The sequence below is a fragment of the Caulobacter sp. GW821-FHT10E02 genome (genome assembly GCF_059415225.1).
Window position 1 is genome coordinate 443,683 of sequence record NZ_JBWKMV010000003.1, and the last position, 24,183, is coordinate 467,865.

The following is a 24,183-nucleotide window of genomic DNA, read 5'->3' on the forward strand; positions in this document are numbered from 1 at the left end:
CAGATGAACCGAGTGCTTCTCAACAACGTCGATCACGCCGATCTGCGGGTGATCGCCGACCATGGCGTCGCGTATGGCGACGGCCTGAACCAAACGCTGCTGCTGCCGACCGAGTTCGAGGCCGCGCAGCGCGAATACCCCATCCTGATCCGCAAGGACGCCGCCGGCGCCTATCAGGCCGTGGCGCTGCTGGGCCTGGACCGCGACGAGAACCTGTTCCTCGACGAGACCGGCTGGAACGCCCGCTACATTCCCGCCGTCCAGCGGCGCGGCCCGTTCTCGATCGCCCTGCAGCACGACGCGCGCGGCGAAGAGCCCAGGCCGATGATCCATGTCGACCTCGACCATCCGCGCGTCAGCCGTGACGTGGGCGAGCAGCTGTTCCTGCCGGCCGGCGGCAACTCGCCCTACCTGCAGGGTGTCAGCCAAACCCTGGGCCAGATCCACGAAGGGCTGGAAGTCTCCGGCCCGATGTTCGCCTTCTTCGAGGAGCTGGGCCTGATCGAGCCCATCGACATCGAGATCAAGCTGGACGACCAGACCAGCTACGACTTCCCCGACGTCTTCACCCTCGCGCCTGACCGCCTGGCCGCCGTGACCGGCGAGAACCTGGAGAAGTTGCACCAGTCGGGCCTGCTGCGCGCGGCCCAATGGATCATCTCGTCGCTGGGCAATATCGAGGCGCTGACCGCTCGAAAGACCCGTCGTCGGGCGCTGGCATGACGGCGCTCACGGCCCGCCGGACGCTGGAGACCACGGTCGCGACGCCGGCCGACATCCCGTTCGACGCCGTGCTGGCCGGCCAGACGCCGATGGTCTTCAAGGGCCTGGCGCGCGACTGGCCGCTGGTTCAGGCGGGCCTCGAATCCGGCCAGGCGGCCCGCGACTACATCCGTTCTCACGACCGGGGCGGCGGCGTGGTGGGCTATACCGGCGATCCGTCGATCAAGGGTCGGTTCTTCTACGACGAGACCCGCACGGCCATGAACTTCAAGGCCGGGCGCGCGCCGCTGGAGACCTTCCTGGAGCGGATCGAGGCGGTCGAGGGGCTCAATGACGCGCCGTCCGTCTATGTCGGCTCGACCGATCTGGACGGTTACTTCCCCAGCCTGAAGGCGGCCAACGACCTGGGCCTTGGCCCCGAAGTGTTCGGCCCGCAGCCGCCGATGGCCGGGATCTGGATCGGCAACCGCACGACGGCGGCCGCCCACTACGACATGTCCAACAACATCGCCGTCTGCGCCGTGGGCCGGCGGCGCTTCACCCTGTTCCCGCCGGACCAGGTGGCCAATCTCTATCCCGGCCCGCTGGAGCCGACGCCCGGCGGCCAGGTTGTCAGCCTGGTCGATTTCCAGAACCCCGACTTCGACCAGCACCCGCGCTTCCGCGAGGCGATCGACAGCGCCCAGGTGGCCGAACTGGAGCCTGGCGACGTTCTCGTCTACCCGGCTTTGTGGTGGCACCAGGTCGAGGCGCTGGAGCCGTTCAACGTGCTGGTGAACTACTGGTGGAACGCCTCTCCGGGCTATGTCGACACGCCGATGACCACCCTGCTGCACGGCCTGCTGAGCCTGCGCGACCGGCCCGAGTTCGAGAAGAAGGGCTGGAAGGCCTTGTTCGACTACTACCTGTTCGGCCCCGCCGAGCGCGCCGGGGTGCATCTGCCCGAGGCGGCGCGCGGACCGCTGGGGCCCATGGACGAGATGAAGGCCAGGCGGCTGCGGGCTTACCTGCTCGACCGCCTGAACCGATAAAAAGAACGAAGGGAAGGGACGCCATGACCCAGCAGACGGTCCGCAAGGTGGTGATCGCGGGCGGCGGCACCGCCGGCTGGATGGCCGCCGCGGCCCTGGCCCGGCAGCTGGGTCCGCTGCTCCACATCACCCTCGTCGAGTCCGAGGACATCGGCACGGTCGGCGTGGGGGAGTCGACCATCCCTACGGCGCGGACCTTCAACGCCCTGCTCGGCATCGACGAGGCCGAGTTCATGCGCGCCACCCAGGCGACGTTCAAGCTGGGCATCTCGTTCGAGCACTGGGGCGAGATCGGCGACCGCTACATCCACTCGTTCGGCCAGGTCGGCAAATCCACCTGGATGGGCGGCTTCCATCACTTCTGGATGCAGGCCCGCGAGCAGGGCTTCGGCGGCGATCTCGGCGACTACTGCCTGGAGCTGAAGGCGGCCGAGCAGAACCGGTTCTACACCGGCGAGGAAAGCCCACTGAACTACGCCTACCACCTGGACGCGGGCCTCTATGGCCGCTTCCTGCGCGGCATGGCCGAGCGCGACGGCGTCCGCCGCGTCGAGGGCAAGATCGCCTCGGTGCGCCAGAACGCCGAGAGCGGTTACGTCGAGGCTCTGGTCATGGAGAACGGCGACGTCGTCGAGGGCGACCTGTTCGTCGACTGCACCGGCTTCCGGGGCCTGCTGATCGAACAGACCCTGAAGGCTGGATTCGAGGATTGGGGTCATTGGCTGCCAACCAACAGCGCCCTGGCCGTTCAGACCCGCTCGACCGAGCCGGCCGTGCCCTATACCCGCGCCATCGCCCACAAGGCCGGCTGGCGCTGGAAGATTCCGCTACAGCACCGGGTCGGCAACGGCCTCGTCTACTGCAATGAGTACATGTCCGATGACGAGGCGCGCGCGCAGCTGACAGGTGAAATCGAGGGCGAGACCCTGATCGAACCGCGCCTGATCCGCTACCGCACCGGCCGCCGCCGCAAGACCTGGGACAAGAACGTGGTGGCCCTGGGGCTGGCCAGCGGCTTCGTCGAGCCTCTGGAGTCGACCTCGATCCACCTGATCATGATCGGCATCACCCGGCTGATGAAGTTGTTCCCGTTCGGCGGGATCAGCCAGGCGGCGATCGACCACTACAATCGTCAGGCCGACGACGAGCTGGAGAAGATCCGCGACTTCATCATCCTACACTACAAGGCCACCGAGCGGACCGACAGCCCATTCTGGGACCGCGTGCGAGAGATGGACATCCCCGACAGCCTGGCCCAGCGCATCGCCCTGTTCCGCGAAAGCGCGCAGGTCTACCAGGCGGCGGGCGAGCTCTTCCAGACCGACTCCTGGCTCCAGGTCCTGCTGGGCCAGCGGGTGCGGCCGGAGACCTACCACCACATGGGCCGGCTGATGCCGCCGCAGCAGCTGAAGGGCGCGCTGGACGACCTGAAGCGCAACGTCGATGGCATGGTGGCCCGGCTGCCGCAGCACCAGGCCTTCCTGGACAGCTACTGCGCGCCGCCGATGGGCAAGAGCGCCTAGGCCTCGATCGGCGCGAACAGCTTCTGCAAGGTGGCGCCGATCCGCGCGGCGGCCGGGTCGGTGTCGGCCAGGCCCATGGCGGTCAGCTCGCCGCCGATGCGACGGCCGACGGCCAGTAGCGGGCGACTGGTGACCTGCGCCTGCGCCAGGCCCTCGATCGCTTCGGCGTAACGGGCGGCGTTGAGGTTCTCCAGCGCCCAGGCGCGGGCGGCCTTGCCGGTCTCGCGGCGCAGGGCCTCGTCGGCGACCAGGCGCTCCAGGGTCTCGCGCAGCTCCTCGACCACGATCTCGCCGTCGATCTTGAAGACCAAGTCGTCGGGCAGCTCGCCATAGAAGCCGGCGCGGGCCACCACGGTCGGACGGCCGCTGAGCATGCCCTCGCAGGCCGAGCCCGAGGCGCCTTCCAGCACCGGCTTGCGCAGGGCGACCATGATGTCGGCCTCGTCGAGGCGGCGGTCCAGCGTATCGTCGTCGACCGCGCCGTCGATCACGAGGTGCTCGAAACCCACCTCGGCGGCGACGGCTTCCAGCTTGGCGCGCTCTTCGTCCGAGATCGGACCGACCAGGCGATAGACGCAGGCCTTCAGGGCGTCGGAGCCGCCGATCGCGCGGATCGCCTCGGCGACGCGCTTGTTGGGGTTCATGACGCCGACCGTGGTCAGGGTCAGCTGCGCCTTGGCCTTCGGCGGGCCGGGTGGCGTCGCGCGGTCGGGGCAGCACAGCGGCGTCACGGCCACCGGACCTTGGACGACGGCTTCCAGCTTGGGCGCGTAGAAGTTGGCGTGGGCCAGGGCGGCCTCGCAGCGGCGGGCCAGCCACTCGGTCATCGGCAGGTGCTGGGCGATCTCGCCCATGTCCAGCATCTGGCCCGAGCGCACGGCCACGGCGTGAGGCTGGGCGGCCTCGCCATAGGTCGCGACGATCTCGGCGTCGTGCCGGCGATAGTCCAGGCCGTTGTAGTGCAGCCAGCCCGAGAACAGGTTGTAGATGTAGAAGTCGTGGAAGATGCCCAGGCACGGGGCGGCGTCCAGGATCGCGAACACGCCGGCGTGGAAGGGATAGTTGTCGCCGATATTGACGATCACCACGTCGAACTCGGCCCGCAGGCGCGCCAAGTCGTAGGACCGCCAGTGATGCACGGGCAGGGCGGTCGGCTGCAGCGGCTCGGCCGGGTCGTTGACGTCCTCGCAACGCAGGATCTCGACCTGGTGGCCGCGCAGGGCCAAGTGCTTGGCGACCTCGGCGCTGACGCGGCCGATCGACGAGCGCAGGACGAAGGGCGTCACCCAGCAGATCTTCATCGGGAGAGGTCCTAGCGGGCCAACAGGCGCTTCTCGGCGTCGCCGCCGGCGCGCACGAAGGCGATATTGGCCGAGACCACCTTGGCGGCGGCCTTGGCGTTGGTCGGCTCGGCCGCGCCGGTCGTCTCGTCGATGATGTAGGGCTTGAAGCCGGCGTCGGCGAAGGCCTTGAACCACTGGGCCGGGGTCTGGCCGACGCGCTTGAGGTGCTCGGGGCCGAACTCGGCGACGATGGCCAGGTCCTTGTTCTTGGCGATCAGGCCCGACATGCCGGCCAGCACGTCCAGCTCGGCGCCCTCGACGTCGATCTTGACCACGTCCATGCGCTTGGCCGGGGCGACATCGTCCAGGCGCACGACCTCGACCTGGATTTCGCGGGAACCCTCGTTTTCGGGCAGGGCGTACAGCGAGCTGTGGCCGATGATATCGCTGACGTGGAAGGTCAGCTGGCCGGGCTTCTCGCCGACCGCCTGGTCACGGACCTCGACCCAGGACAGGCCGTTCAGGTGGCGCATCTTCTCGAGGTTCGAGCGCGGGATCGCCTCGGGCTCGAACGAGATCACGCGGCCGCCGGGACCCGTCGCCCACGCCATGATCAAGGTGATCATGCCGATGTTGGCGCCGACGTCGGCGACCACCATGCCCGGCTGGACCAGGCGGCGCAGCACGTCGCCGGTGCCGGGCTCCAGGCCCCGGCTGGTGGCGTTGGCCAGGCTGGTCACGAAGGTCGGCAGGTTGCTGGGCGCCATGACGTAGCCGTCGCGCATGCGGATGGCGGTCGACTCGGCGTCGTAGTGGATCAGCGGCCGGGCCTTGATCTCCAGCTCGTCGAAGCGCGGGCCGAACAGGCCGGGCAGGCGGGCCAGCTCGCCATAGGCCTGGTCGCCGCGGTTCTGGACGTGGGACAGCTGGGCCGACACGGTCTGCAGCGCGGCCGTGGCGACCTGCTGCTGTTGCAGCACCAGGTGCAGCAGGGTCTGGGTGTGGTCCAGCCGCGCCTGGGTGGCGTGCAGGTCGGCGGACAGGACGTTCAGGTGCGCCTGCGCCTGGCGAAGCTCGTGCTCGACGCTGGCCTGCAGATAGCGGCGCGCATAGTTGGCGACCGGCGACAGCAACGGGCCGATCAGGCGGCGCGCGAAGGCGAAGCGGCGGCGCGGCGGCGGACCGGCGGGCGGGGCGGGCGAAGCTTCCGGCGTTCCGACGGTGGGCGTGCGCATGGCGGAGCTAATCGCCAGGTCCAGGCGTGCGGGCCTCAAGGCAGTCCTTCCCGAACGCGGCCCCGCGAGGGACCGTCGTTCCTCTGATCTCGCAACATCCGGAGCGGTCGCTCCAGGCGTTTCGTCTAGACCAGAATCCCGTCGTGCAGGAAGGACGAATGATCGCCCACGAGGCTGATCGAGCTGCCATCGGCGAAGTCGAACGTCATGCTGCCCAGATGGCCGATCGAGCCGGAGTCGTGCAGGACGCGCGAGTCGAACATGACGATGTCCGAGCCCTTGACCATCACTTCGATGCTGCCGGTGTGCGCGATGAAGTAGTCGATGAACTGCTTCACCAGGGCCGGCGAGGTGTAGATCGGCGGCGCGGGATCCGCGGGCTTGGGGTCGAGCTGGCCGGGGTCCGGCGTCGGCGAGGTTTCGCCGCCGGTCGGAGGCGAGGTCGGATCGGTGATGGTCGTCGGCGGCGTCGTCGGCGTTTCCACCGGCGGGACGATCGGCGTCGTCGTGACGTTGTGGTGATCGCCCTTGGCGATCAGGTCAGCCAGCACCTCGGGCAGCTTGCTGACTTCGATGACCGAAATCTTCTGCGCGTTGGCGTCGCCAACCAGGCCCCGGACCAGCTGGACGGCGTCGACCGACGGCAGCCCGTTCAGGTTGAGGCCCAGGCGGACATCAAGAGCCCAGTTGCCGTCCTCGTTCGAGATCGGCAGGGCGGCCAGGGCCTGGTCGTGACCGTTCGAGTGGCTGGCGGCGGCCAGCAGGGCCTCGGACGCGACCGACACTTCCCCCGCCTGGGGCAGGGTGGAGATGAGCGTGACCAGCGACAGGACCGAAGACACGGTCTGGACCGGCGAGTTCTGGACCGTCGTCGTGGCGTGGCCGCTCGTGGCCAGCTGGAACTCGCCGTCGGAGCCGCGCACGCTCGCGTCGGCCGAGCCGAAATCGATGGCCCCGGCGGCGGCGGCGATCGCGGCGTGCGTCGCCGGATCGAGCGGGGTCGTCTCGACGCCGTAGTCCGACGCCAGCAGCGCGGCCGCCAGGATCAGAACGGCTTGGTTGGCGGGCAGCTGGGCGGTGTCATAGGTCGGCGTCTGCACCGACATCGGCGCGGAGCCGCTAGTCAGACCGGCGCTGGAGCTGGACGACAGCAGCACGGGGCGGCTGTGATGCGACTGGCCGTTGCCGGAGCCGCTTTCGGCCGCGCGGGCCTCGCCGGTCTTGAAGAAGGCGGTGCCGACCACGGCCACCAGCAGGGCGGCGGGGTGGACGGAGATGTTGCTGCCGCTTTCCGAACGACGGATCAGCGGGTGGCGCGCCACCATGTTGCGCACGAGGCTCGAGAAGTCGAAGCCGCGGGCGATCTCTTCATAGGCGGGGCCGGCGATGATGTATTCGCCGTCGATGCGCGCGAAGTGGATCACCACTTCTCCGTCGTCGGAGCGATAGAAGCAGAACCACGGCTCGTTCTCGTCGCTCATGCCGCGGTCGGTGCCGACGCGGATGCCGGCGCGGATCAGGGCGCTCTCGACACGGTAGAACTCGGCCAGCTCCTGCTGGGTCCAGTCCGCCGGTTTCGGCGCGAGGCGCGGCGAGCGCTGGAAGAACGAAAGGACCTGTGCGGTCATACGGTGGACGTTTCCCCACGCCTAGAACGAGCGCCGGCTTCCCCGCCGGCCGTTCACACTAACCGAACTACGCTTCGCTGAACAGGATCTCGTAGGTGATCGGATCGTAGAAGCGGAGCAGTTCACGGACGAAAGTCTTCTCCGAGACCTCAAGGGCCTGGGCCCAGTCCCTGTAGCGGTCCGGCGGAATGCGACCACGACCTGTCTCCAGTTGGGAGATGAAGGTGTAGTAGTCGGCGCCCACCTTGGCGGCCAACTGGCGCTGGGAGAGGCCGGCGGCCTCGCGCTGCTCCTTCAGCCAGCGACCACCTTCGCGACGGAGGTCCTGGACGTCCGTGGCGCTGCGGCGTTGCGGATTGCCATACATTATAAAGCCTCGCGGGTCGTTCGGCCTGGGCGGCGCGAGTGCGCGCTCGCCCCTCCGACGATTAAATCACATGCGTTTATACCCCTTTCCGACGGGGGGTACAAGGAACGCTATATAGGAATTTGCTGTACCGGTTAGAAAAATGCTGTACAGCTGAATTTCGGCTATTGTCGACGTATGACGTTTGCTCTATAGCCTTCGCTGCTCTCATGCGTGCCATTAGGTCGCAGGGGGTGTGGGAATTTTTTTGGGAGACGATCCACATGGCCTATACCACGGCCCAGTTGGTGACTGCGTACACCAACGCTAACCTCGGCAAGGCGCCCGACGCCGCCACCACCCTGACGCTCGACGCCTACGCGACCCAGTCGCAAACGGGCGGCATCTCGGATGCCACCGCTCTGTCGAGCACCCTGAAGCTGGTGAACAACACGACGGCCGTCGCCGTCGAAACCTACCAGTTCTTCACGGGCCACGCCCCGTCGGCCGCTGGCCTGTCGTACCTGGTCAACTCGACCACGAACACCAGCGACCTGAACGACGCGTACTACTCGAAGTTCTCGGCGGAAAACCGCTTCATCAACTTCTCGATCAACCTGGCCACCGGCTCGGGTGAAGGCGCCGCCGCTTTCGCCGCTTCGTACGGCACGGTTTCGTACGCCCAGACCGTCGCCAGCGCCTATGACAAGATCATCGGCAACGCCGCCGCCACCGCCGCTGGCGTTGACGTGGCTGCTTCGGTCGCGTTCTTCAGCCGCGCTGAAAACATCGCCTACCTGACGGCCTTCGTGAAGGCCAACACCGGCCTGACCGCCGCTGCCGACATCGACCTGGCCGTCAAGGCCGCCCTGATCGGTGAAATCCTGAACGCCGCTACGGTGACGGGCATTGGCGGTTACGCCAAGTCGACCGCCGCCCTGATCGCTGACCTGTCGGACGGCACGCTGTCGACCGACAACTCGGCCGGCGTCAACATCATCACGGCGTACCCGAACGCTCCGGTCGGCGGCAACACCATCGCCCTGACCACCGGCATCGACGGCGTCGTCGGCACCACCGGCAACGACACGATCACCGCGCTGCAAAACGGCACGACCACCGCTCTGCTGACCGCTCTGGACAGCATCGACGGCGGCGCCGGCGACGACACCTTCACGCTGGTTGACGCCATCACGGCCGCCAACGCCGCGTACACGATCCCGGCCACGGCCACGATCAAGAACGTCGAAACCGTCAACCTGACCACGACCGGTAACTTCGCCGCTCTGAACACCAAGAGCTGGACCGGCCTGACCAAGGTCAACCTGACCTCGACCGGCGACGGCACGGGCGTTGGCGCTCTGACCGTGGCTGACACCACGGCCGCTTCGGTCACGCAAGCTGCTGGCAACGTTTCGGTTAAGGGCGGCACCGCCGTCACGATCACCAACGCTGGCGCTGGCACCTCGACGGTTGTCGGTGCGGCTCTGACCTCGGCTAGCGTCACCGGCGGCGGCATCGTCACCATCGACAACAGCAGCGACGGCGGCGTCACCAACGGCGACAACAACAGCCTGACCTCGGTCAGCCTGAAGTCGGTCAACGCCGCGGCCACCATCTACGGCAAGGGCGTGACCTCGGTCACCGTCGGCGGCACCACCTCGGCTGACCAAAACGTCACCGTGAACAACGGCGCCACGGGCGGCCACGACCTGACGGTCTCGGCCAGCGGCACCAGCGACGGCACCACCAGCTACACGACGACCATCATCGACAACACCGCCAACTCGGTGACCGTCAATGCCACGGCCTCGGCCAAGGTCGCCGTCACCTCGTCGACCGCTACGACGATCGGCGCTGCTGGTTCGGCTTCGCTGAACCTGACCCTGACCAACGCCACGGCCGCCACCGCCTTCAACGGCGCGACCGCCACGGGCAACACCACCCTGACGGGCCTGGCTACCGGCATCGTTTCGGTCGCCACCGGTTCGGGCAACGACAAGTTCACGCTGACCGCCACTGGCGCCGCCACCGTGAACTCGGGCGCTGGCAACGACACCGTCACCCTGGGCGCCGCCCTGGCTGCTGGTTCGACTGTCAACCTGGGCGCCGGCAACGACAAGCTGCTGGGCACCACGGTCATCGCCGCCAGCACCTCGACCAAGGTTACGGTCGTTGACGGTGGCGACGGCACCGACACCCTGGCCTCGGCCCTGGTGAACGTCGGTAACGCCGCTCAGTTCAAGAACTTCGAAATCCTCGGCCTGAACAGCGCTGGCTTCGACCTGTCGCTGCTCACCGGTTCGACGCTGACGGGTCTGGAACTGTTCGGCGCCGCCAGCGGCTCGTACTCGGGCGTGACGGCTGCTCAAGGTCTGACGGTTTCGGCCGACAGCGCCGGTTCGGCCAACACCCTGGGCTTCACGGGCACTTCGGGCACCGCCGACGCTTATGCGGTGACCTTCGCGGCCGCCGGTAGCTCGACCACGACCCCGACCTCGATCGACGCTGGTACGCTGACCATCGACACGATCGAAGCTCTGACGATCAACTCGGGTTCGGCCTCGGGTTACGCCAAGAACACGATCGCCATCACCGACGCCAACCTGCGCACCGTCGCCATCACGGGCGCTCAGGACACCGTCCTGAAGTTCGCTGGCGTCGTCGGCGCCACCGGCACCGGCAACGGCGTCAGCCTGATCGACGCTTCGGCGGCGACCGGCAAGACCACGGTCGACACGACCGGCGCTGGCACCCTGAACCTGGCTTCGGCTGGTCTGACGATCAAGACCGGCGCTGGCGCTGACACGATCACCCTGAGCAACGCCAAGACCTTCGTGGTCGACGCGGGCGCTGGCAACGACGTGATCACGACCGGCAGCGGCGCTGGCAGCTACACGCTGACGGGCGGCGCTGGCAAGGACACGTTCGACGTGCACCTGTCGGTGGGCGCTACCTCGACCGTGACGATCAACGACTTCGTCAACAGCGGCGACAACATCGTGTTCGCCAACAAGGGCAACGAGACGTTCAAGGCCGGTGCTGTCGACGTGTCGACCGCCACGGACTTCGCCTCGGCCCTGGCCCTGGCCAACACGGCTGCTGAAACGTTCAACGCGGGCACCGTCGGCACCGACGCTGCTATCGTGTGGTTCGTCTACGGCACCAACACCTACATCCTGGAAGACAACACCGCCGGCGCCGTTGCCGCTACCGATCTGATCGTGAAGCTCACGGGCGCTCTCGATCTGTCGGCTGGCCACGCGACCTTCGCGGCCGGCGCTACGCCGACCCTGACGCTGGTCTAATAAATCTCACGGAACTGATCGCGCTTCGGCGCGGCCAGATCTAGGGATTGGATTGACGCCGCTCCAGTTCGCTGGGGCGGCGTTTTTCTTTGGAATGGTGTCCCGCTTGCATCGCGCGCGACCCTATGGTCTAGCGCAACGGGGGCGTGCTCCTTTTCGGCCACAATTTCGTGGTCGAGAGCCAACCTAAGTTGTTACTGTATACGGCCCGCCCTCCTGGCGCGGCGTCTTGAAGGCTCGACATGATCTTCACCCGCACTAGCACCGCGAAGCCCACCATCCTCGATCGCGCGGTCGAGATGATGAAGCCGGCGGTGATCACCGCCATGGTGTTCAGCTTCTTCATCAACATCCTGGCCCTGGTCAGCCCGCTGTACATGCTGCAGGTCTATGACCGCGTGCTGTCCAGCCGCAACGTGGCGACGCTGGTTGTGCTGACGCTGCTCTGCATCTTCCTGTTTGTCGTGTACGGCGTGCTCGAAGCCCTGCGCACCCAGGTGCTGGTCCGCGGCGGGCTCAAGTTCGACAACGTCGCCCGCGATCCGATCTTCAAGGCGGTGCTGGAATCGACCCTGACCCGCAAGGGCATGGGCGGCCAGGCGTTCCGCGACATGGACCAGGTCCGCGAGTTCATGACGGGCGGCCTGATCGCCTTCTGCGACGCGCCCTGGACGCCGGTCTTCGTCATCGTCTCGTTCATGCTGCACTGGTATTTCGGCGTGCTGGCCGTCATCAGCTGCTTCATCATCTTCGGCCTGGCCGTGATGAACGACCGCAGCACCAAGAACCCGATCCAGATGGCCACCATGGCCTCGATCGCCGCCCAGAACGACGCCAACTCGACCCTCCGCAACGCCGAGGTCATGAAGGCCATGGGCATGTGGGGCGGCCTGCAGGCGCGCTGGCGCGGGCGCCGCGACGAGCAGGTGGCCTGGCAGGCCGCCGCCAGCGACTCCGGCGGCGCGGTGATGTCGGGCATCAAGGTGTTCCGTCAGGTCGTGCAGACCCTGATCCTCGGCGGCGGCGCCTATCTGGCCATCCAGGGCAAGATCTCGGCCGGCTCGATGATCGCCGGCTCGATCCTGGTCGGTCGCGCCCTGGCCCCGATCGAGGGCGCCGTGGGTCAATGGAAGAACCTGCTGGGCGCGCGCGGCTCCTGGGACCGCCTGCAAGGCATGCTGCGCGAAGGCAAGAACGACGAGGACCACATGCCGCTGCCCGATCCGCGCGGCGTGCTGTCGGCCGAGGCCGCCTCGATCATGCCGCCCGGCGCGCAACTGCCGACCATGCGTCAGGCCAGCTTCCGTATCGACGCCGGCACGGCCGTGGCGATCGTCGGCCCCAGCGCCGCCGGCAAGTCCTCGCTGTTGCGCGGCATCGTCGGCGTCTGGCCGTGCGCGGCGGGCGTGATCCGTCTGGACGGCTATGACATCAAGCAGTGGGATCCCGAGAAGCTGGGCCGTCACATCGGCTACCTGCCGCAGGACATCGAGCTGTTCTCGGGCACCGTCGCCCAGAACATCGCCCGCTTCACCGAGTACGAGTCGCAGGAAGTCATCGACGCGGCCACCCTGGCCGGCGTGCACGACATGATCCAGGCCCTGCCGATGGGCTACGACACGCCGATCGGCGAGGGCGGCGCTTCGCTGTCGGGCGGTCAACGCCAGCGCCTGGCGCTGGCCCGCGCGGTGTTCCGCCTGCCGGCGCTGCTGGTCCTGGACGAGCCGAACGCCAGCCTGGACCAGACGGGCGAGGTCGCCCTGATGGAGGCCATGAACCAGCTGAAGGCCGCCAAGCGCACGGTGATCTTCGCCACGCACAAACTGAACCTGCTGGGTCAGGCCGACTACATCATGGTCATCAATCAAGGTGTGGTCGCCGATTTCGGTCCTCGCGACGTTATGCTTGCGAAGCTGACGGGAGCGGCGGCGCCGCAGCCGCCGAGCGCGCCGGCGCCCGTCCGCGCCAACTGATCACGTCCGCTCGCACCCTTTATCCAGTGGCCGCCTCTTGGCGCGCCCATAGGCTGAAAACAGAATGAAGCCCCCCAAGATCCAGCGTCCGACGGACAATTTCAAAACCGTGGCCCGCCTCGGCTATGCGGTCATCGCCTTCACCTTCGTCGGCCTTCTCGGCTGGGCGGCGTTCGCGCCGCTGGACAGCGCCGTGATCGCCAACGGTGTGATCTCGGCCGAGGGCAACCGCAAGACCATCCAGCACCTGGAAGGCGGCATGCTCCGCAAGATCCTCGTGCGCGAAGGCGAGAAGGTGAAGGCCGGACAGATCCTGTTCGAACTGGACCCGACCCAGGCCAACGCCGCGGCCGGCATCACCAAGAACCAGTACGTGGCCCTGAAGGCCATGGAGGCCCGCCTGACCGCCGAGCGCGACCAGAGCGCGTCGATCAACTTCCCGGCCGACCTGCTCAGCCAGCGCGCCGATCCGATGGTCGCCCGCGCCATCTCCGACGAGCAGGCCCAGTTCATCGAGCGTCGTCAGACGATCTCGGGTCAGGTCGACCTGATGAACGCCCAGCGCGATCAGTATCAGAGCGAGATCAGCGGCATCGACCGCCAGACCCAGGGCCTGAAGGAGCAACTCGGCTTCATCGAGGACGAACTGGGTGATCTGCGCAAGATCTACGACAAGGGCCTGGTGCCGCGTCCGCGCCTGCTGGCGCTGGAGCGCGAGCAGGCCTCGCTGTCGGGCTCGATCGGCCGTCTGGCCGCCGACCGCGCCAAGGCCACCCAGGGCATGGGCGAAACCCAGCTCAAGATCCGCCAGATCAAGCAGCAGTTCTTCCAGGAAGTCAGCCAGAGCATCAGCGAAACCCGCGTGAAGCTGGCGGAAGTGACCGAGCGTGAAGTGGTGGCTTCGGACGCCCAGCGCCGGATCAACGTCGTCTCGCCGGTCAGCGGCACGGCCCAGAACCTGCGCTTCTTCACCGAAGGCGCGGTCGTTCGTCCCGCCGAGCCGATGGTCGACATCGCGCCCGACGACGAGGCTTTCGTGATCCAGGCGCACTTCGCGCCGACCGACGTCGACAATGTCCACGCGGGCATGGTCACCGAAGTTCGCCTGCCGGCCTTCCACTCGCGGAAGATCCCGATCCTGAACGGCAAGATCGAGTCGATCTCGCGCGACCGCCTGAGCGATCCGGAAGGCAAGACGGTGTACTTCCTCGGCATCGTGCGGGTCGACGTCAAGCAACTGCCCAAGGAGTTCCGCACTAAGGTCACCGCCGGCATGCCGGCCCAGGTGGTCGTGCCGACCGGCGAGCGGACCGTGCTGCAGTATCTGTTCTCGCCGCTGCGCGACACCCTGCGCACCACCATGCGCGAGGAGTAGGGGCGGGATTTCAACAGCCTGATTTCCCACGCTTTTCGGAAAGCGGTGCGTGATGGCCGAAATGTCATCGCCGCCGCTTTCCAATCGCCTCCAATAGTGTAGTCAGACACCTTCATTCTTACTGGAGTCGATAGTGGCGAAGACGGCTTTGATCACCGGCATCACCGGCCAGGACGGGGCGTATCTCGCCAAACTTCTCCTGGAGAAGGGCTACACCGTCCACGGCATGCTGCGCCGCTCGGCCTCGGCAGACGTGATCGGCGACCGCCTGCGCTGGATCGGCGTCTATGACGACGTGCAGCTGGAGCTGGGCGACCTGCTGGACACCGGCGGCCTGTCGCGCCTGATGCGCCGCCTGCAGCCCGACGAGGTCTACAACCTGGCCGCCCAGAGCTTCGTGGGCGCCTCGTGGGACCAGCCGAACCTGACGGGTCAGGTCACCGGCATCGGCACCACCAACATGCTGGAAGCCGTGCGCCTGGAATCGCCCCAGTCGCGCTTCTACCAGGCCTCGTCGTCCGAGATGTACGGCCTGGTGCAGCATCCGGTGCAGTCGGAGAAGACCCCGTTCTATCCGCGCTCGCCGTACGCCGTGGCCAAGATGTACGCCCACTGGATGACGGTGAACTACCGCGAGAGCTTCGGCCTGCACGCCTCGGCCGGCATCCTGTTCAACCACGAGAGCCCGCTGCGCGGCATCGAGTTCGTGACCCGCAAGGTCACCGACGCCGTGGCGGCCATCAAGCTGGGCCAGCAGAAGACCGTCGACCTGGGCAACCTGGACGCCAAGCGCGACTGGGGCCACGCCCAGGACTATGTCGAGGCCATGTGGCTGATGCTGCAGCAGGAGACCCCTGACGACTACGTGGTCGCCACCGGCAAGACCTGGACCGTCCGCGAGATGTGCGACGTGGCCTTCTCGACCGTAGGCCTGAACTACCAGGACCACATCACCATCAATCCGAAGTTCCTGCGCCCCGCCGAAGTCGACCTGCTGCTGGGCGACCCGACCAAGGCCAAGGAGAAATTGGGCTGGGAGCCCAAGATCTCCATGCAGGACCTGATCGCCGAGATGGTCGAGGCCGACATCGCTCGGCGTTCGCGGAACTGATGAGCGCCGGCGTCGTCATCATCGGCGGCGGCGGCCACGCCAAGGTGGTCATCGAAAGCCTGCGCGCTTGCGGCAAGACCGTGGCGGTGATCGTCGACGCCGATCCGACGCCGCGCGAGGTGCTGGGCGTTCCCGTGGTCGGCGACGACTTGAAGCTGGCGGAGCTGCGAGAGCAGGGGTTCTCCGAACTGTTCGTGGCGCTGGGTTCCAACCGCCTGCGCCAGAAGCTGGGGGACAAGGCCCGCGCGCTGGGCTTCACCCTGGTCAACGCCATCCATCCCTCGGCCGTGATCTCGCCGTCGGCGCGGATCGGGCAGGGCGTGGCGGTGATGGCTGGCGTGGCGATCAACGCCGACAGCCGGATCGGCGACCTGGCCATCATCAATACGGGCGCGGTTATCGACCATGACTGCGACCTGGGCGCGGCCTGCCATGTGGGACCCGCCTCGGCCCTGGCCGGCGGCGTGACCGTCGGCGAGCGGGCCTTCCTCGGCGTCGGCGCGCGGGCGATCCCAGGCGTGCGCATCGGGGCGGACACCATCCTCGGCGCCGGCGGCGTCGTGGTGCGTGACCTGCCGGACGCGGTCGTGGCCATCGGCGTGCCGGCCCAGATCAAAGGAGAGCGTTCTTGACCAGCCTGCCGCGGATTTCCGTCGCCGCCCCCAGCCTCGACGGCAACGAGCGCGACTACGTCATGGAGTGCATGGACTCGACGTGGATCTCGTCGGCCGGCCGCTTCATCACCGACTTCGAGAAGGCCTTCGCCGACTATTGCGGCGTCAAGCACGCGATCACCTGCAACAACGGCACCACGGCGCTGCACCTGGCCCTGGTGGCCATGGGCATCGGTCCGGGCGATGAAGTCATCATCCCCAGCCTGACCTATATCGCCTCGTGCAACGCGGTGACCTATTGCGGCGGCACGGTGGTGTTGGTCGACAACGATCCGCGCACCTTCAATGTCGATCCGGCCGCGATCGAGGCCAAGATCACACCGCGCACCAAGGTAATCATGCCGGTCCACCTGTACGGCCAGATCGCCGACATGGACCCGATCCTGGAGCTCGCCAGGAAGCACAACCTGCTGGTCATCGAGGACGCGGCCGAGGCCGTGGGCGCGACCTACAAGGGCAAGATGTCCGGCTCGCTGGGCGATTGTGCGACGTTCAGCTTCTTCGGCAACAAGATCATCACCACCGGCGAAGGCGGGATGATCACGACGAACGACGACGAACTGGCCAAGACCATGCGGCTGTATCGCAGCCAGGGCATGGATCCGAACCGCCGCTACTGGTTCCCGGTCGTCGGCTTCAACTACCGCATGACCAACATCCAGGCCGCCATCGGCCTGGCCCAACTGGAACGGGTCGAGCACCACCTGGCCGCCCGCGAGCAGGTGGTGGCCTGGTACGAGGAGAAGCTGGCGCGCCTGGGTAACCGGGTGATCAAGCCGTACGTGGCCGACACCGGCCGCCACGTGTTCTGGATGTACACCGTGCGCCTGAGCGAGGGCCTGGCCATCTCGCGCGACGAGGTGATCCAGAAACTGGACGCCCTGGGCGTCGAGAGCCGTCCCGTGTTCCACCCGATGCACATCATGCCGCCCTACGCCCACCTGGCGACCGGCGACCTGGTCCAGGCCGAGGCCTGCGGGGCCGATGGCCTGAACCTGCCGACCCATGCTGGCCTGACCGAGGCGGACATCGACCGCGTCGTGGCCGCCCTGGACCAGGTGCTGGTCTAGCCGATGCGCATCGTCCTGCTGTCCTCGATCGTGCCGTTCATCAACGGTGGGGCGCGCTTCATCGTCGAGTGGCTCGAGGAGAAGCTCGTCGAGGCCGGCCACGAGGTCGAGCGGTTCTATTTGCCGTTTACGGACGATCCGAACGAGATCCTGCACCAGATCGCCGCCTGGCGGCTGATGGACCTGACCCAGTGGTGCGACCGGGTCATCTGCTTTAGGCCGCCGGCCTATGTGGTGGACCATCCGAACAAGGTGCTGTGGTTCATCCACCACATCCGCACCTTCTACGACCTGTGGGACACGCCCTATCGCGGCATGCCCGACGACGCTAACCACCTGGCGATCCGCGACAACCTGCGGGCCCTCGACACCCAGGCGATCAGCGAAGCGCGGGCGGTGTTCACCAACTCGCAGGTGGTCGCCGACCGCCTGAAGAAGTTCAACGGCCTGGACTCCACGCCGCTGTATCCGCCGATCTACCAGCCCGAGCGCTTCAACCACACCGGCTATGGCGACGAGATCGTCGCCATCTCGCGCCTGGAGCCGCACAAGCGCCAGGCCCTGATGATCGAGGCCATGCAGCACGTGAAGACCGGCGTGAAGCTGCGTCTGGCCGGCACGGCCTCCAGTCCGGAGTACGGCCGCCAGCTGGTGCAGATGACCAAGGACCTGGGCGTCCAGGACCGCGTCATCCTCGAGGATCGCTGGATCACCGAGGACGAGAAGGCGCAGATGCTGAAAGAGGCTCTGGCCATCGCCTACCTGCCCAAGGACGAGGACAGCTACGGCTATCCGTCGCTGGAAGGCGCCCATGCCCGCAAGCCGATCATCACGACAACCGACAGCGGCGGCGTGCTGGAGCTGGTCGAGCACGGCCGCAACGGCCTGATCAGCGAGCCGGACCCCCGCGCCCTGGCCCAGCAGTTCGACCGCCTGCACGCCGACAAGCAGGCCGTGGCGACGATGGGAACCGCGTCGCTGAACCGCTTGGCCGAGATGAAGATCGACTGGAGCACCGTCGTGGATCGGCTGACCGCATGAAGGTGCTCGTCGTCAACAATGCGGCGCCGTTCCAGCGCGGCGGGGCCGAGGAGCTGGCCGACCACCTGGTCCGCCGACTGAACGCCACGCCCGGCGTGCAGTCCGAGCTGGTGCGCATCCCTTTCACCTGGGAGCCCGCCGAGCGCCTGATCGAGGAGATGCTGATCTCCAAGGGCATGCGGCTCTATAATGTCGACCGCGTCATCGGCCTGAAGTTCCCGGCCTATCTGGTCCCGCACCACGACAAGGTGCTGTGGCTGCTGCACCAGTTCCGCCAGGCCTATGACCTGTCCGAGGCCGGTCAGAGCCACCTCGATTTCGACGACACGGGCCGGGCGGTGAAGGCCGCGATCCGCGAGGCCGACAACGCCTGCTTCGCCCAGTGCCGCAAGATCTTCTGCAACTCGCCGGTCACCCAGAACCGCCTGGCCAAGTTCAATGGCGTGCCGAGCGAGGTGCTGTATCCGCCGCTGAACGACGGCGAGCTGTTCACCGGCGGCGACTATGGCGACTACATCTTCGCCGGCGGTCGAGTGGCGGCGGGCAAGCGCCAGCACCTGCTGATCGAGGCCCTGGCCCTGCTGCCGAACGGCCTTCGCCTGGTCATCGCCGGTCCGCCGGAGAACCAGGCCTATGCCGACCGCCTGACCAAGCTGGTCGAGGAGCTGGACCTGAAGGACCGCGTGTCCTTGCGGTTCGGCTTCCACCCGCGCGCCGACATCGCCCGCTGGGCCAACGACGCCCTGGCCTGCGCCTACCTGCCCTTCGACGAGGACAGCGTCGGCTACGTGACGATGGAAGCCTTCGCCGCCGGCAAGGCTGTGCTGACCGTCACAGACTCCGGCGGTCTTCTGGAGATCGTCAGCGAGGCCACCGGCGCTGTCGCCGAGCCGACGCCGCAAGCTCTTGCCCAGGCGTTGGACCGCATGACGGCGGACAAGGTTCGGGCTAAGTCACTGGGGAGCGCCGCGCGCGATCTCTGGCGCGATAAGAATGTCACATGGGAGGAGACGGTTCGCCGTCTTCTTGATTAAGCCACAAATTTTGGGTTGAAGGCCGGGTTACGCTGGGTTCCGCCCAAGTCTAGGAAACGCGAGTGCTGTCGAAAGTCCTGTCCGTTCGTTCGTCCGTCATTGCCCTGGCCATCGCCATGGCCGTGAGCGGCCGCGCCAACGTCGCCCACGCCGAGACCTTGGCCGACGCGATCACCGCCGCCTACAACAGCAATCCCAACATCCAGGCGCAGCGCGCCGCGATGCGCGCCCTGGACGAGAACTACACCCAGGCGCGCGCGGCCTATGGCCTGCAGGCCAGCGCCTCGGTGTCGGAGACGTATGGGTGGATCAAGGAGGTCGTCCGGAAGGACAGCGCCGAGGCCACCACGCAATCCAACCAGCTGTCCTTGAGCCAGGCGCTCTACACGAACGGCCGCTACGCCGCGCGTCTGGCCGGCGTCGAGGCCCAGATCAAGGGCGCGCGCGAGAACCTGCGCCGGATCGAGATGGACCTGCTGGTCCGCGTGACGAACGCCTACATCTCGGTGCGGCGCGACCGCGAGGTCCTGCGTATCAGCCTGGGCGGCGAGGCCTGGCTGCGCAAGCAGCTTCAGGACACCGAAGACAAGTACAGCGTTCGCCAGGTCACCCTGACCGATGTCCAGCAGGCCAAGGCTCGTCTGGCCAGCGCGGGCACCCAGGTGGCCAACGCCCAGGCGCAACTGAACGTCAGCGCGGCCTTCTATGCTTCGCTGATCGGGCATATGCCCGACACGCTGGAGCCGGAGCCGGACATCGACGGCCTGCCCACCAGCCTGGATGAGGCCTTCAACGAGGCCGAGCAGTCCAGCCCGACCCTGCTGGCCGCCGCCTATACGGAAAAGGCCTCGCGCGAAGGCGTGGCCGAGGCGCGGGCGCAACGCCTGTTCACGGTCAGCGCCCGGGCGGACTACCGCAACGGCGCGAGCGCGAACTACCAAAGCAAACTCGGCGCGCGCCAGGACACCCTGTCGGCCGGCATCACCCTGACCCAGCCGCTGTTTTCCAGCGGCCAGCTGAACTCGTCCGTCCGCCAGTCGATCGAGGAAAACAACCGCGACAAGTTGCTGATCGACGACGCCCGCCGCAGCACGGTGCTGAGCGTCTCGCAGTACTGGGACAATCTGGTCGCGGCCCGCAAGTCGCTGGTCACGCAGGAAGACGAGATGAAGGCGAACACGATCGCCTTCTACGGCGTGCGTGAAGAAGAGCGGTTCGCCTTGCGCAGCACCATCGAGGTGCTGAACGCCCAGGCTGAACTGCAGAACTCCCAGATCGGCTTCGTGCGCGGCCGGGCCAACGAATATGTCGGCCGCGTGCAGTTGCTGGCCCAGGTCGGCACGCTGGAAGTCGGCAATCTGGCGCCGGGCATCCAGCCCTACGATCCCGAGCGGAACTTCAAGAAGGTCCGTTACAAGGGCATGCTGCCGACGGACCTGATCGTCCAGACCTTCGACAGGATCGCCCTGCCGATGGAGCCGAAGAAGCCGAAGGCCGGCGACACCACGCCGATCCGGCCGCCGTCCAGCGATCTGCCGGCTGCGCCGATCTCCGCCGACAAGGTCGAGGCGCCGAAGTCGATCAACGACCTGCCGGCGCTCAACGAGGACACGCCGGTCAGGACCGCGCCGAAGGGCTAGGCGTTAGACGCCAGGGGCAACAGCCCCCGGGTCATCGCCAGCCAGGCGTCGCGATCGAACGAGACGTGGCCATTGCGGGCCGTGGCCGCCGCCAGTTCGGCGCGCCAGGCCTTGTCGGTGATCATCCGCGCAAGCTTGGCGGCGGCGTCGGCGACGTCGGCGTCGGCCCAGCGCCCGGTGCGATAGATCGCGCCATCGCCTTCGACCGGGATCAGCGTGTAGTCGGCCAGCCGGCTAGAGGCGGGGTCCATGAACTCGACGTTTGACGACCAGCCGGTCGCCAAGGTCGGCTTGCCCAGCCAGATGGCCTCGGCCAGCAGCAGGCCGTAGCCTTCCGAGCGGTGCAACGACAGCACGATGTCGCTGCTGGCCGTCAGGCGCGCCATGTCGTCGGCCGACAGGGTCTCGGTCATCAGCCGGATCGTCGGATCGGCGGCGACGTCGTCCTGCAGGGCCTGGAAGGTCTCCGGATAGAGGTCCGCGCCCACGATCTTGCAGAGCAGCAGCGCGTCGCCGGCTTCGGCCTGCTGGAAGGCCCGCAGCGCGGCGTAGGGGTTCTTGCGCTGCGCCGTCGAGCGCAGGTCGAAGGCCATCAGCACTACGACCTTGTCGTCCGGCAGGCCGAAGCGAGCGCGGTCCGGCGCGGGGCGCGGGTTCAGATACAGCGGGTAGGGGGCCGGGGTGACCTTCACCCGGGCCGGGGCGATCTTGCGGATGGCGTCGGCGGCGAAGGCCGAGGGCGTCCAGACCTCATCGACCAGGTCGAAGGCTGGAACCCAGTCGGCGGGGGCGTCCTCCAGCTCCCAGGCCCAGTAGCCGATGTGGCGGCGGCCTTCGAGCGGATAGCCGCCGGTGTCGCGGGCCCAGCGCAGCAGTTCGGGCGGGTTGATGTGCGAGATCACCACGCCGCGCTCGCTCTCGCCGGGCGGCGGGAAGAGGGCGGGCAGTTCGACCGGAAAGCCGACCTCGGCTGACAAGTCGATGGCGCGCACGGGCAAGCCGGCGTCCGCAAGGCCCTTGGCCAGCATGCGGGCGCCTTCGCCCAGGCCATGCACGGCCCCGTGGAAGCCCACGACGGTGACCGGCAGGGTCGGTGGCAGGTTGCGCCGCCGGGCCCGCCGCCGGGCCTGTGCTTGCGCGCTGCGCTCCGCCCGAGCCAGAGCGGCGGCGTCGATGGCGTCTCTCGCCGACAGGTATAGCGTCCGTGGAGCGCTCGCCGTCAGGTGCGCCGCGCGACGCACGGGCGCTGGCAGGCGTCGCCAGAGGGAAAGAAGACTGGATTTCATCGACAAGGGTGTTGCAACATCCGATGCAGGTAGGAACCTATAACGAGTTCCGGCGTTCGTGGACCACGGGGAAGGCCGCGACTAGCGGCCAGGGCGTCAAAATCAGCATTTAATTGAACCATCCAACAGCAGTGCGGGGGACTTGTGTCGACTGAGTGGAATGCCGGCTACGTCACGGACGTGAACTACACCTTCGGCTACTACAGCGAACTGAACCCGCTGCGTTGCCGCCTTCCGTTGCTGATGGTCGGTCGCCACGCGCCGAAGATCGAAAACGCGTGCGAGCTGGGCTTCGGCCAAGGGCTGTCGGTCTCGATCCACGCCGCCGCCCAGCCGGGCATCAATTGGTACGGCACCGATTTCAACCCCTCACAAGCGGCCTTTGCTTCCGAGATGGTTCGCCTCTCGGGCGCCGAGGCCAAGCTGTATGACGAAGCCTTCTCGGAGTTCTGCAGCCGCCAGGACCTGCCGGATTTCGACTTCATCGGCCTGCACGGGATCTGGACCTGGATCTCGGACAGCAATCGCGGGATTCTGGTCGACTTCATCCGCCGCAAGCTGCGGCCGGGCGGCGTGCTCTACATTTCCTACAACACCCTCCCGGGCTGGTCGGCCTCCGCGCCGCTGCGCCACCTGATGAAGCGCCATGCCGACGTGATGGGCGCTCCGGGCCAGGGGATCATCGGTCAGACCGACGCGGCGCTGGGCTTCATCGACCAGTTCCTGGCGCTGGAGCCCATCTACGCCAAGGCCAATCCCGGCGCCGTCGAGCGTCTGAAGCAGATCAAGGGCCAGGACCGGCAGTATCTGGCGCACGAGTACATGAACCGGGATTGGCACCCGATGTACTTCGCCGACATCGAGAACTGGCTCACCGACGCCAAGGTCGGCTTCGCCAGCTCGGCCCATACGCTCGACAATCTGTACGAACTGAACATGACGCCGGCTCAGACGGAGTTCATGCGCAGCGTTCCGGACGTCTCCTTGCGCGAAACGGTGCGCGACTACTGCGTGAACCAGCAGTTCCGGCGCGACTACTGGATCCGCGGCGTACGCGCCCTGGTCGGTCACGAGCAGGTGGCGGCGCTGCGCGAAGAGCGCATCGTCCTGACGACCGCCAAGGCCGATCTCCCCAAGACGGTGCGTGGCGTTCTGGGCGAGGCCGGCCTGCTCGATAACATCTACCAGCCGATCTACGAGCTGCTGCTGGACTACAAGCCGCATACGATCCTCGAGTTGGAGACCCATCTCGCCAGCAAGGGCGTGCCGTTCGTTCAGCTGAACTCGGCCTTGAACATCCTGCTGGGCCTGGGTGTCGTGCAGGCGGCGGCGCCCGGTCAGGACTACAGCAAGGCCAAGGCGCGCTGCCTGGCGCTGAACAAGGCGATCTCGCGTCGCTCGCTGTCGGTGGGCGACATCGCCTACTTCGCCTCGCCGGTCACGGGCGGCGGCGTCACCGCGCCGCGCTTCAGCCAGCTCTTCTGGCTCAGCAAGCAGACGGGCGGCAAGACGGCTGCGGACTGGGCCGGGTTCGCCTGGTCGGTGCTCAAGGGGCAGGGCCAGAACATCCTCAAGGACGGCGTCGCCCTCCAGGGCGATGACAACCTGACGGAGCTGACGTCCCAGGCGGAAGCGTGGGGCGAGAAGACCCTGCCGATCTGGACGGCGCTGGGCATCTAGTTCGAACACTTTTGACGATAGCTGGCGCGATCCGCGCCAGCTTTATCGCCAGAGGTCACGCAGCGCCTCGCCTCTCCGGAGAGTGATCGTCAAATCTACAGGCCCATTTGCGCGTAATCGGCATTTGGGAAATATAGTTTGATCGCTTCCAGGACGTGCGGTCGAACAGGCAATGTTTAAGGCTCCGCGCTGGACTAGAGCTGGGGTAGGCAATCCTTCTTC

The 24,183-nt window shown here is 67.1% G+C and carries 18 protein-coding genes; 13 read left to right on the forward strand and 5 right to left on the reverse strand.

Annotated elements, in window-relative coordinates; translation table 11 throughout:
* The first annotated feature begins 3 nt into the window (after positions 1 to 3).
* The 3 genes from AC07NI_RS17220 to AC07NI_RS17230 are packed head-to-tail and all read left to right on the forward strand — an operon-like array spanning position 4 to position 3,277.
* Positions 4 to 723 carry a SapC family protein gene (locus AC07NI_RS17220; protein WP_494621292.1) on the forward strand — a complete coding sequence of 240 codons (720 nt, stop codon included), beginning with the start codon at positions 4 to 6 and terminating at the stop codon, positions 721 to 723.
* On the forward strand, positions 651 to 1,754 hold the full coding sequence (locus tag AC07NI_RS17225; RefSeq protein ID WP_494621294.1) for a cupin-like domain-containing protein: 1,104 nt from the start codon (positions 651 to 653) through the stop codon (positions 1,752 to 1,754). The genes AC07NI_RS17220 and AC07NI_RS17225 overlap by 73 nt, the downstream gene beginning before the upstream one ends.
* A 23-nt stretch (positions 1,755 to 1,777) precedes the next feature.
* On the forward strand, positions 1,778 to 3,277 hold the full coding sequence (locus AC07NI_RS17230) for a tryptophan halogenase family protein (RefSeq protein WP_494621296.1): 1,500 nt from the start codon (positions 1,778 to 1,780) through the stop codon (positions 3,275 to 3,277).
* On the opposite strand, the gene AC07NI_RS17235 is transcribed toward AC07NI_RS17230, so the two are convergent.
* The 4 genes from AC07NI_RS17235 to AC07NI_RS17250 form a co-directional block, all read right to left on the reverse strand.
* The gene (locus AC07NI_RS17235) at positions 3,274 to 4,578 is read right to left on the reverse strand and encodes a glycosyltransferase family 4 protein (protein ID WP_494621298.1); all 1,305 of its coding nucleotides are present in this window, start codon (positions 4,576 to 4,578) and stop codon (positions 3,274 to 3,276) included. The genes AC07NI_RS17230 and AC07NI_RS17235 overlap by 4 nt on opposite strands.
* A gap of 11 nt (positions 4,579 to 4,589) precedes the next feature.
* Positions 4,590 to 5,795: an FkbM family methyltransferase gene (locus AC07NI_RS17240; RefSeq protein ID WP_494621300.1), complete on the reverse strand. Its 1,206-nt coding sequence runs from the start codon at positions 5,793 to 5,795 to the stop codon at positions 4,590 to 4,592.
* A gap of 125 nt (positions 5,796 to 5,920) precedes the next feature.
* A complete protein-coding gene (locus AC07NI_RS17245; RefSeq protein ID WP_494621302.1) occupies positions 5,921 to 7,423 on the reverse strand; it encodes a hypothetical protein in 1,503 nt (500 codons plus the stop codon).
* A gap of 67 nt (positions 7,424 to 7,490) precedes the next feature.
* Entirely contained in the window at positions 7,491 to 7,790 is a 300-nt protein-coding gene (locus tag AC07NI_RS17250) for a helix-turn-helix domain-containing protein (RefSeq protein WP_494621304.1), read from the reverse strand.
* A 263-nt stretch (positions 7,791 to 8,053) separates the two neighbouring features.
* Between AC07NI_RS17250 and AC07NI_RS17255 the strand changes: the two genes are divergently transcribed.
* The 9 genes from AC07NI_RS17255 (at position 8,054) to AC07NI_RS17295 (ending at position 20,995) form a co-directional block, all read left to right on the forward strand.
* Entirely contained in the window at positions 8,054 to 11,077 is a 3,024-nt protein-coding gene (locus AC07NI_RS17255; RefSeq protein ID WP_494621306.1) for an S-layer protein RsaA, read from the forward strand.
* A gap of 242 nt (positions 11,078 to 11,319) precedes the next feature.
* Entirely contained in the window at positions 11,320 to 13,050 is a 1,731-nt protein-coding gene (locus AC07NI_RS17260; RefSeq protein ID WP_494621307.1) for a type I secretion system permease/ATPase, read from the forward strand.
* A 64-nt stretch (positions 13,051 to 13,114) separates the two neighbouring features.
* The gene (locus AC07NI_RS17265) at positions 13,115 to 14,425 is read left to right on the forward strand and encodes an HlyD family type I secretion periplasmic adaptor subunit (RefSeq protein WP_494621309.1); all 1,311 of its coding nucleotides are present in this window, start codon (positions 13,115 to 13,117) and stop codon (positions 14,423 to 14,425) included.
* Positions 14,426 to 14,558: 133 nt separating this feature from the next.
* Positions 14,559 to 15,536, forward strand: a complete 978-nt coding sequence (gmd, locus tag AC07NI_RS17270) for a GDP-mannose 4,6-dehydratase (RefSeq protein WP_494621311.1) — start codon at positions 14,559 to 14,561, stop codon at positions 15,534 to 15,536.
* Positions 15,536 to 16,168 (forward strand): acetyltransferase, encoded by a 633-nt coding sequence (locus tag AC07NI_RS17275; protein WP_494621313.1) that lies wholly within the window; start codon positions 15,536 to 15,538, stop codon positions 16,166 to 16,168. The genes gmd and AC07NI_RS17275 overlap by 1 nt, the downstream gene beginning before the upstream one ends.
* Positions 16,165 to 17,280 (forward strand): DegT/DnrJ/EryC1/StrS family aminotransferase, encoded by a 1,116-nt coding sequence (locus tag AC07NI_RS17280; RefSeq protein ID WP_494621315.1) that lies wholly within the window; start codon positions 16,165 to 16,167, stop codon positions 17,278 to 17,280. Before AC07NI_RS17275 ends, AC07NI_RS17280 begins: the two co-directional genes overlap by 4 nt.
* 3 nt (positions 17,281 to 17,283) lie before the next feature.
* Positions 17,284 to 18,321, forward strand: coding sequence for a glycosyltransferase family 4 protein (locus AC07NI_RS17285; RefSeq protein ID WP_494621317.1), 1,038 nt, complete (start codon positions 17,284 to 17,286; stop codon positions 18,319 to 18,321).
* Complete coding sequence (locus AC07NI_RS17290) at positions 18,318 to 19,355, forward strand: glycosyltransferase family 4 protein (RefSeq protein WP_494621319.1); 1,038 nt, start codon at positions 18,318 to 18,320, stop codon at positions 19,353 to 19,355. Before AC07NI_RS17285 ends, AC07NI_RS17290 begins: the two co-directional genes overlap by 4 nt.
* A 116-nt stretch (positions 19,356 to 19,471) precedes the next feature.
* Positions 19,472 to 20,995, forward strand: coding sequence for a TolC family outer membrane protein (locus AC07NI_RS17295; protein ID WP_494622256.1), 1,524 nt, complete (start codon positions 19,472 to 19,474; stop codon positions 20,993 to 20,995).
* On the opposite strand, the gene AC07NI_RS17300 is transcribed toward AC07NI_RS17295, so the two are convergent.
* On the reverse strand, positions 20,992 to 22,236 hold the full coding sequence (locus AC07NI_RS17300) for a glycosyltransferase (protein ID WP_494621321.1): 1,245 nt from the start codon (positions 22,234 to 22,236) through the stop codon (positions 20,992 to 20,994). The two genes, AC07NI_RS17295 and AC07NI_RS17300, sit on opposite strands and share 4 nt — an antisense overlap.
* A 189-nt stretch (positions 22,237 to 22,425) precedes the next feature.
* Here AC07NI_RS17300 and AC07NI_RS17305 point away from each other — a divergent pair, with 189 nt between their 5' ends.
* On the forward strand, positions 22,426 to 23,961 hold the full coding sequence (locus tag AC07NI_RS17305; protein WP_494621323.1) for a methyltransferase regulatory domain-containing protein: 1,536 nt from the start codon (positions 22,426 to 22,428) through the stop codon (positions 23,959 to 23,961).
* Positions 23,962 to 24,183 lie beyond the last annotated feature (222 nt).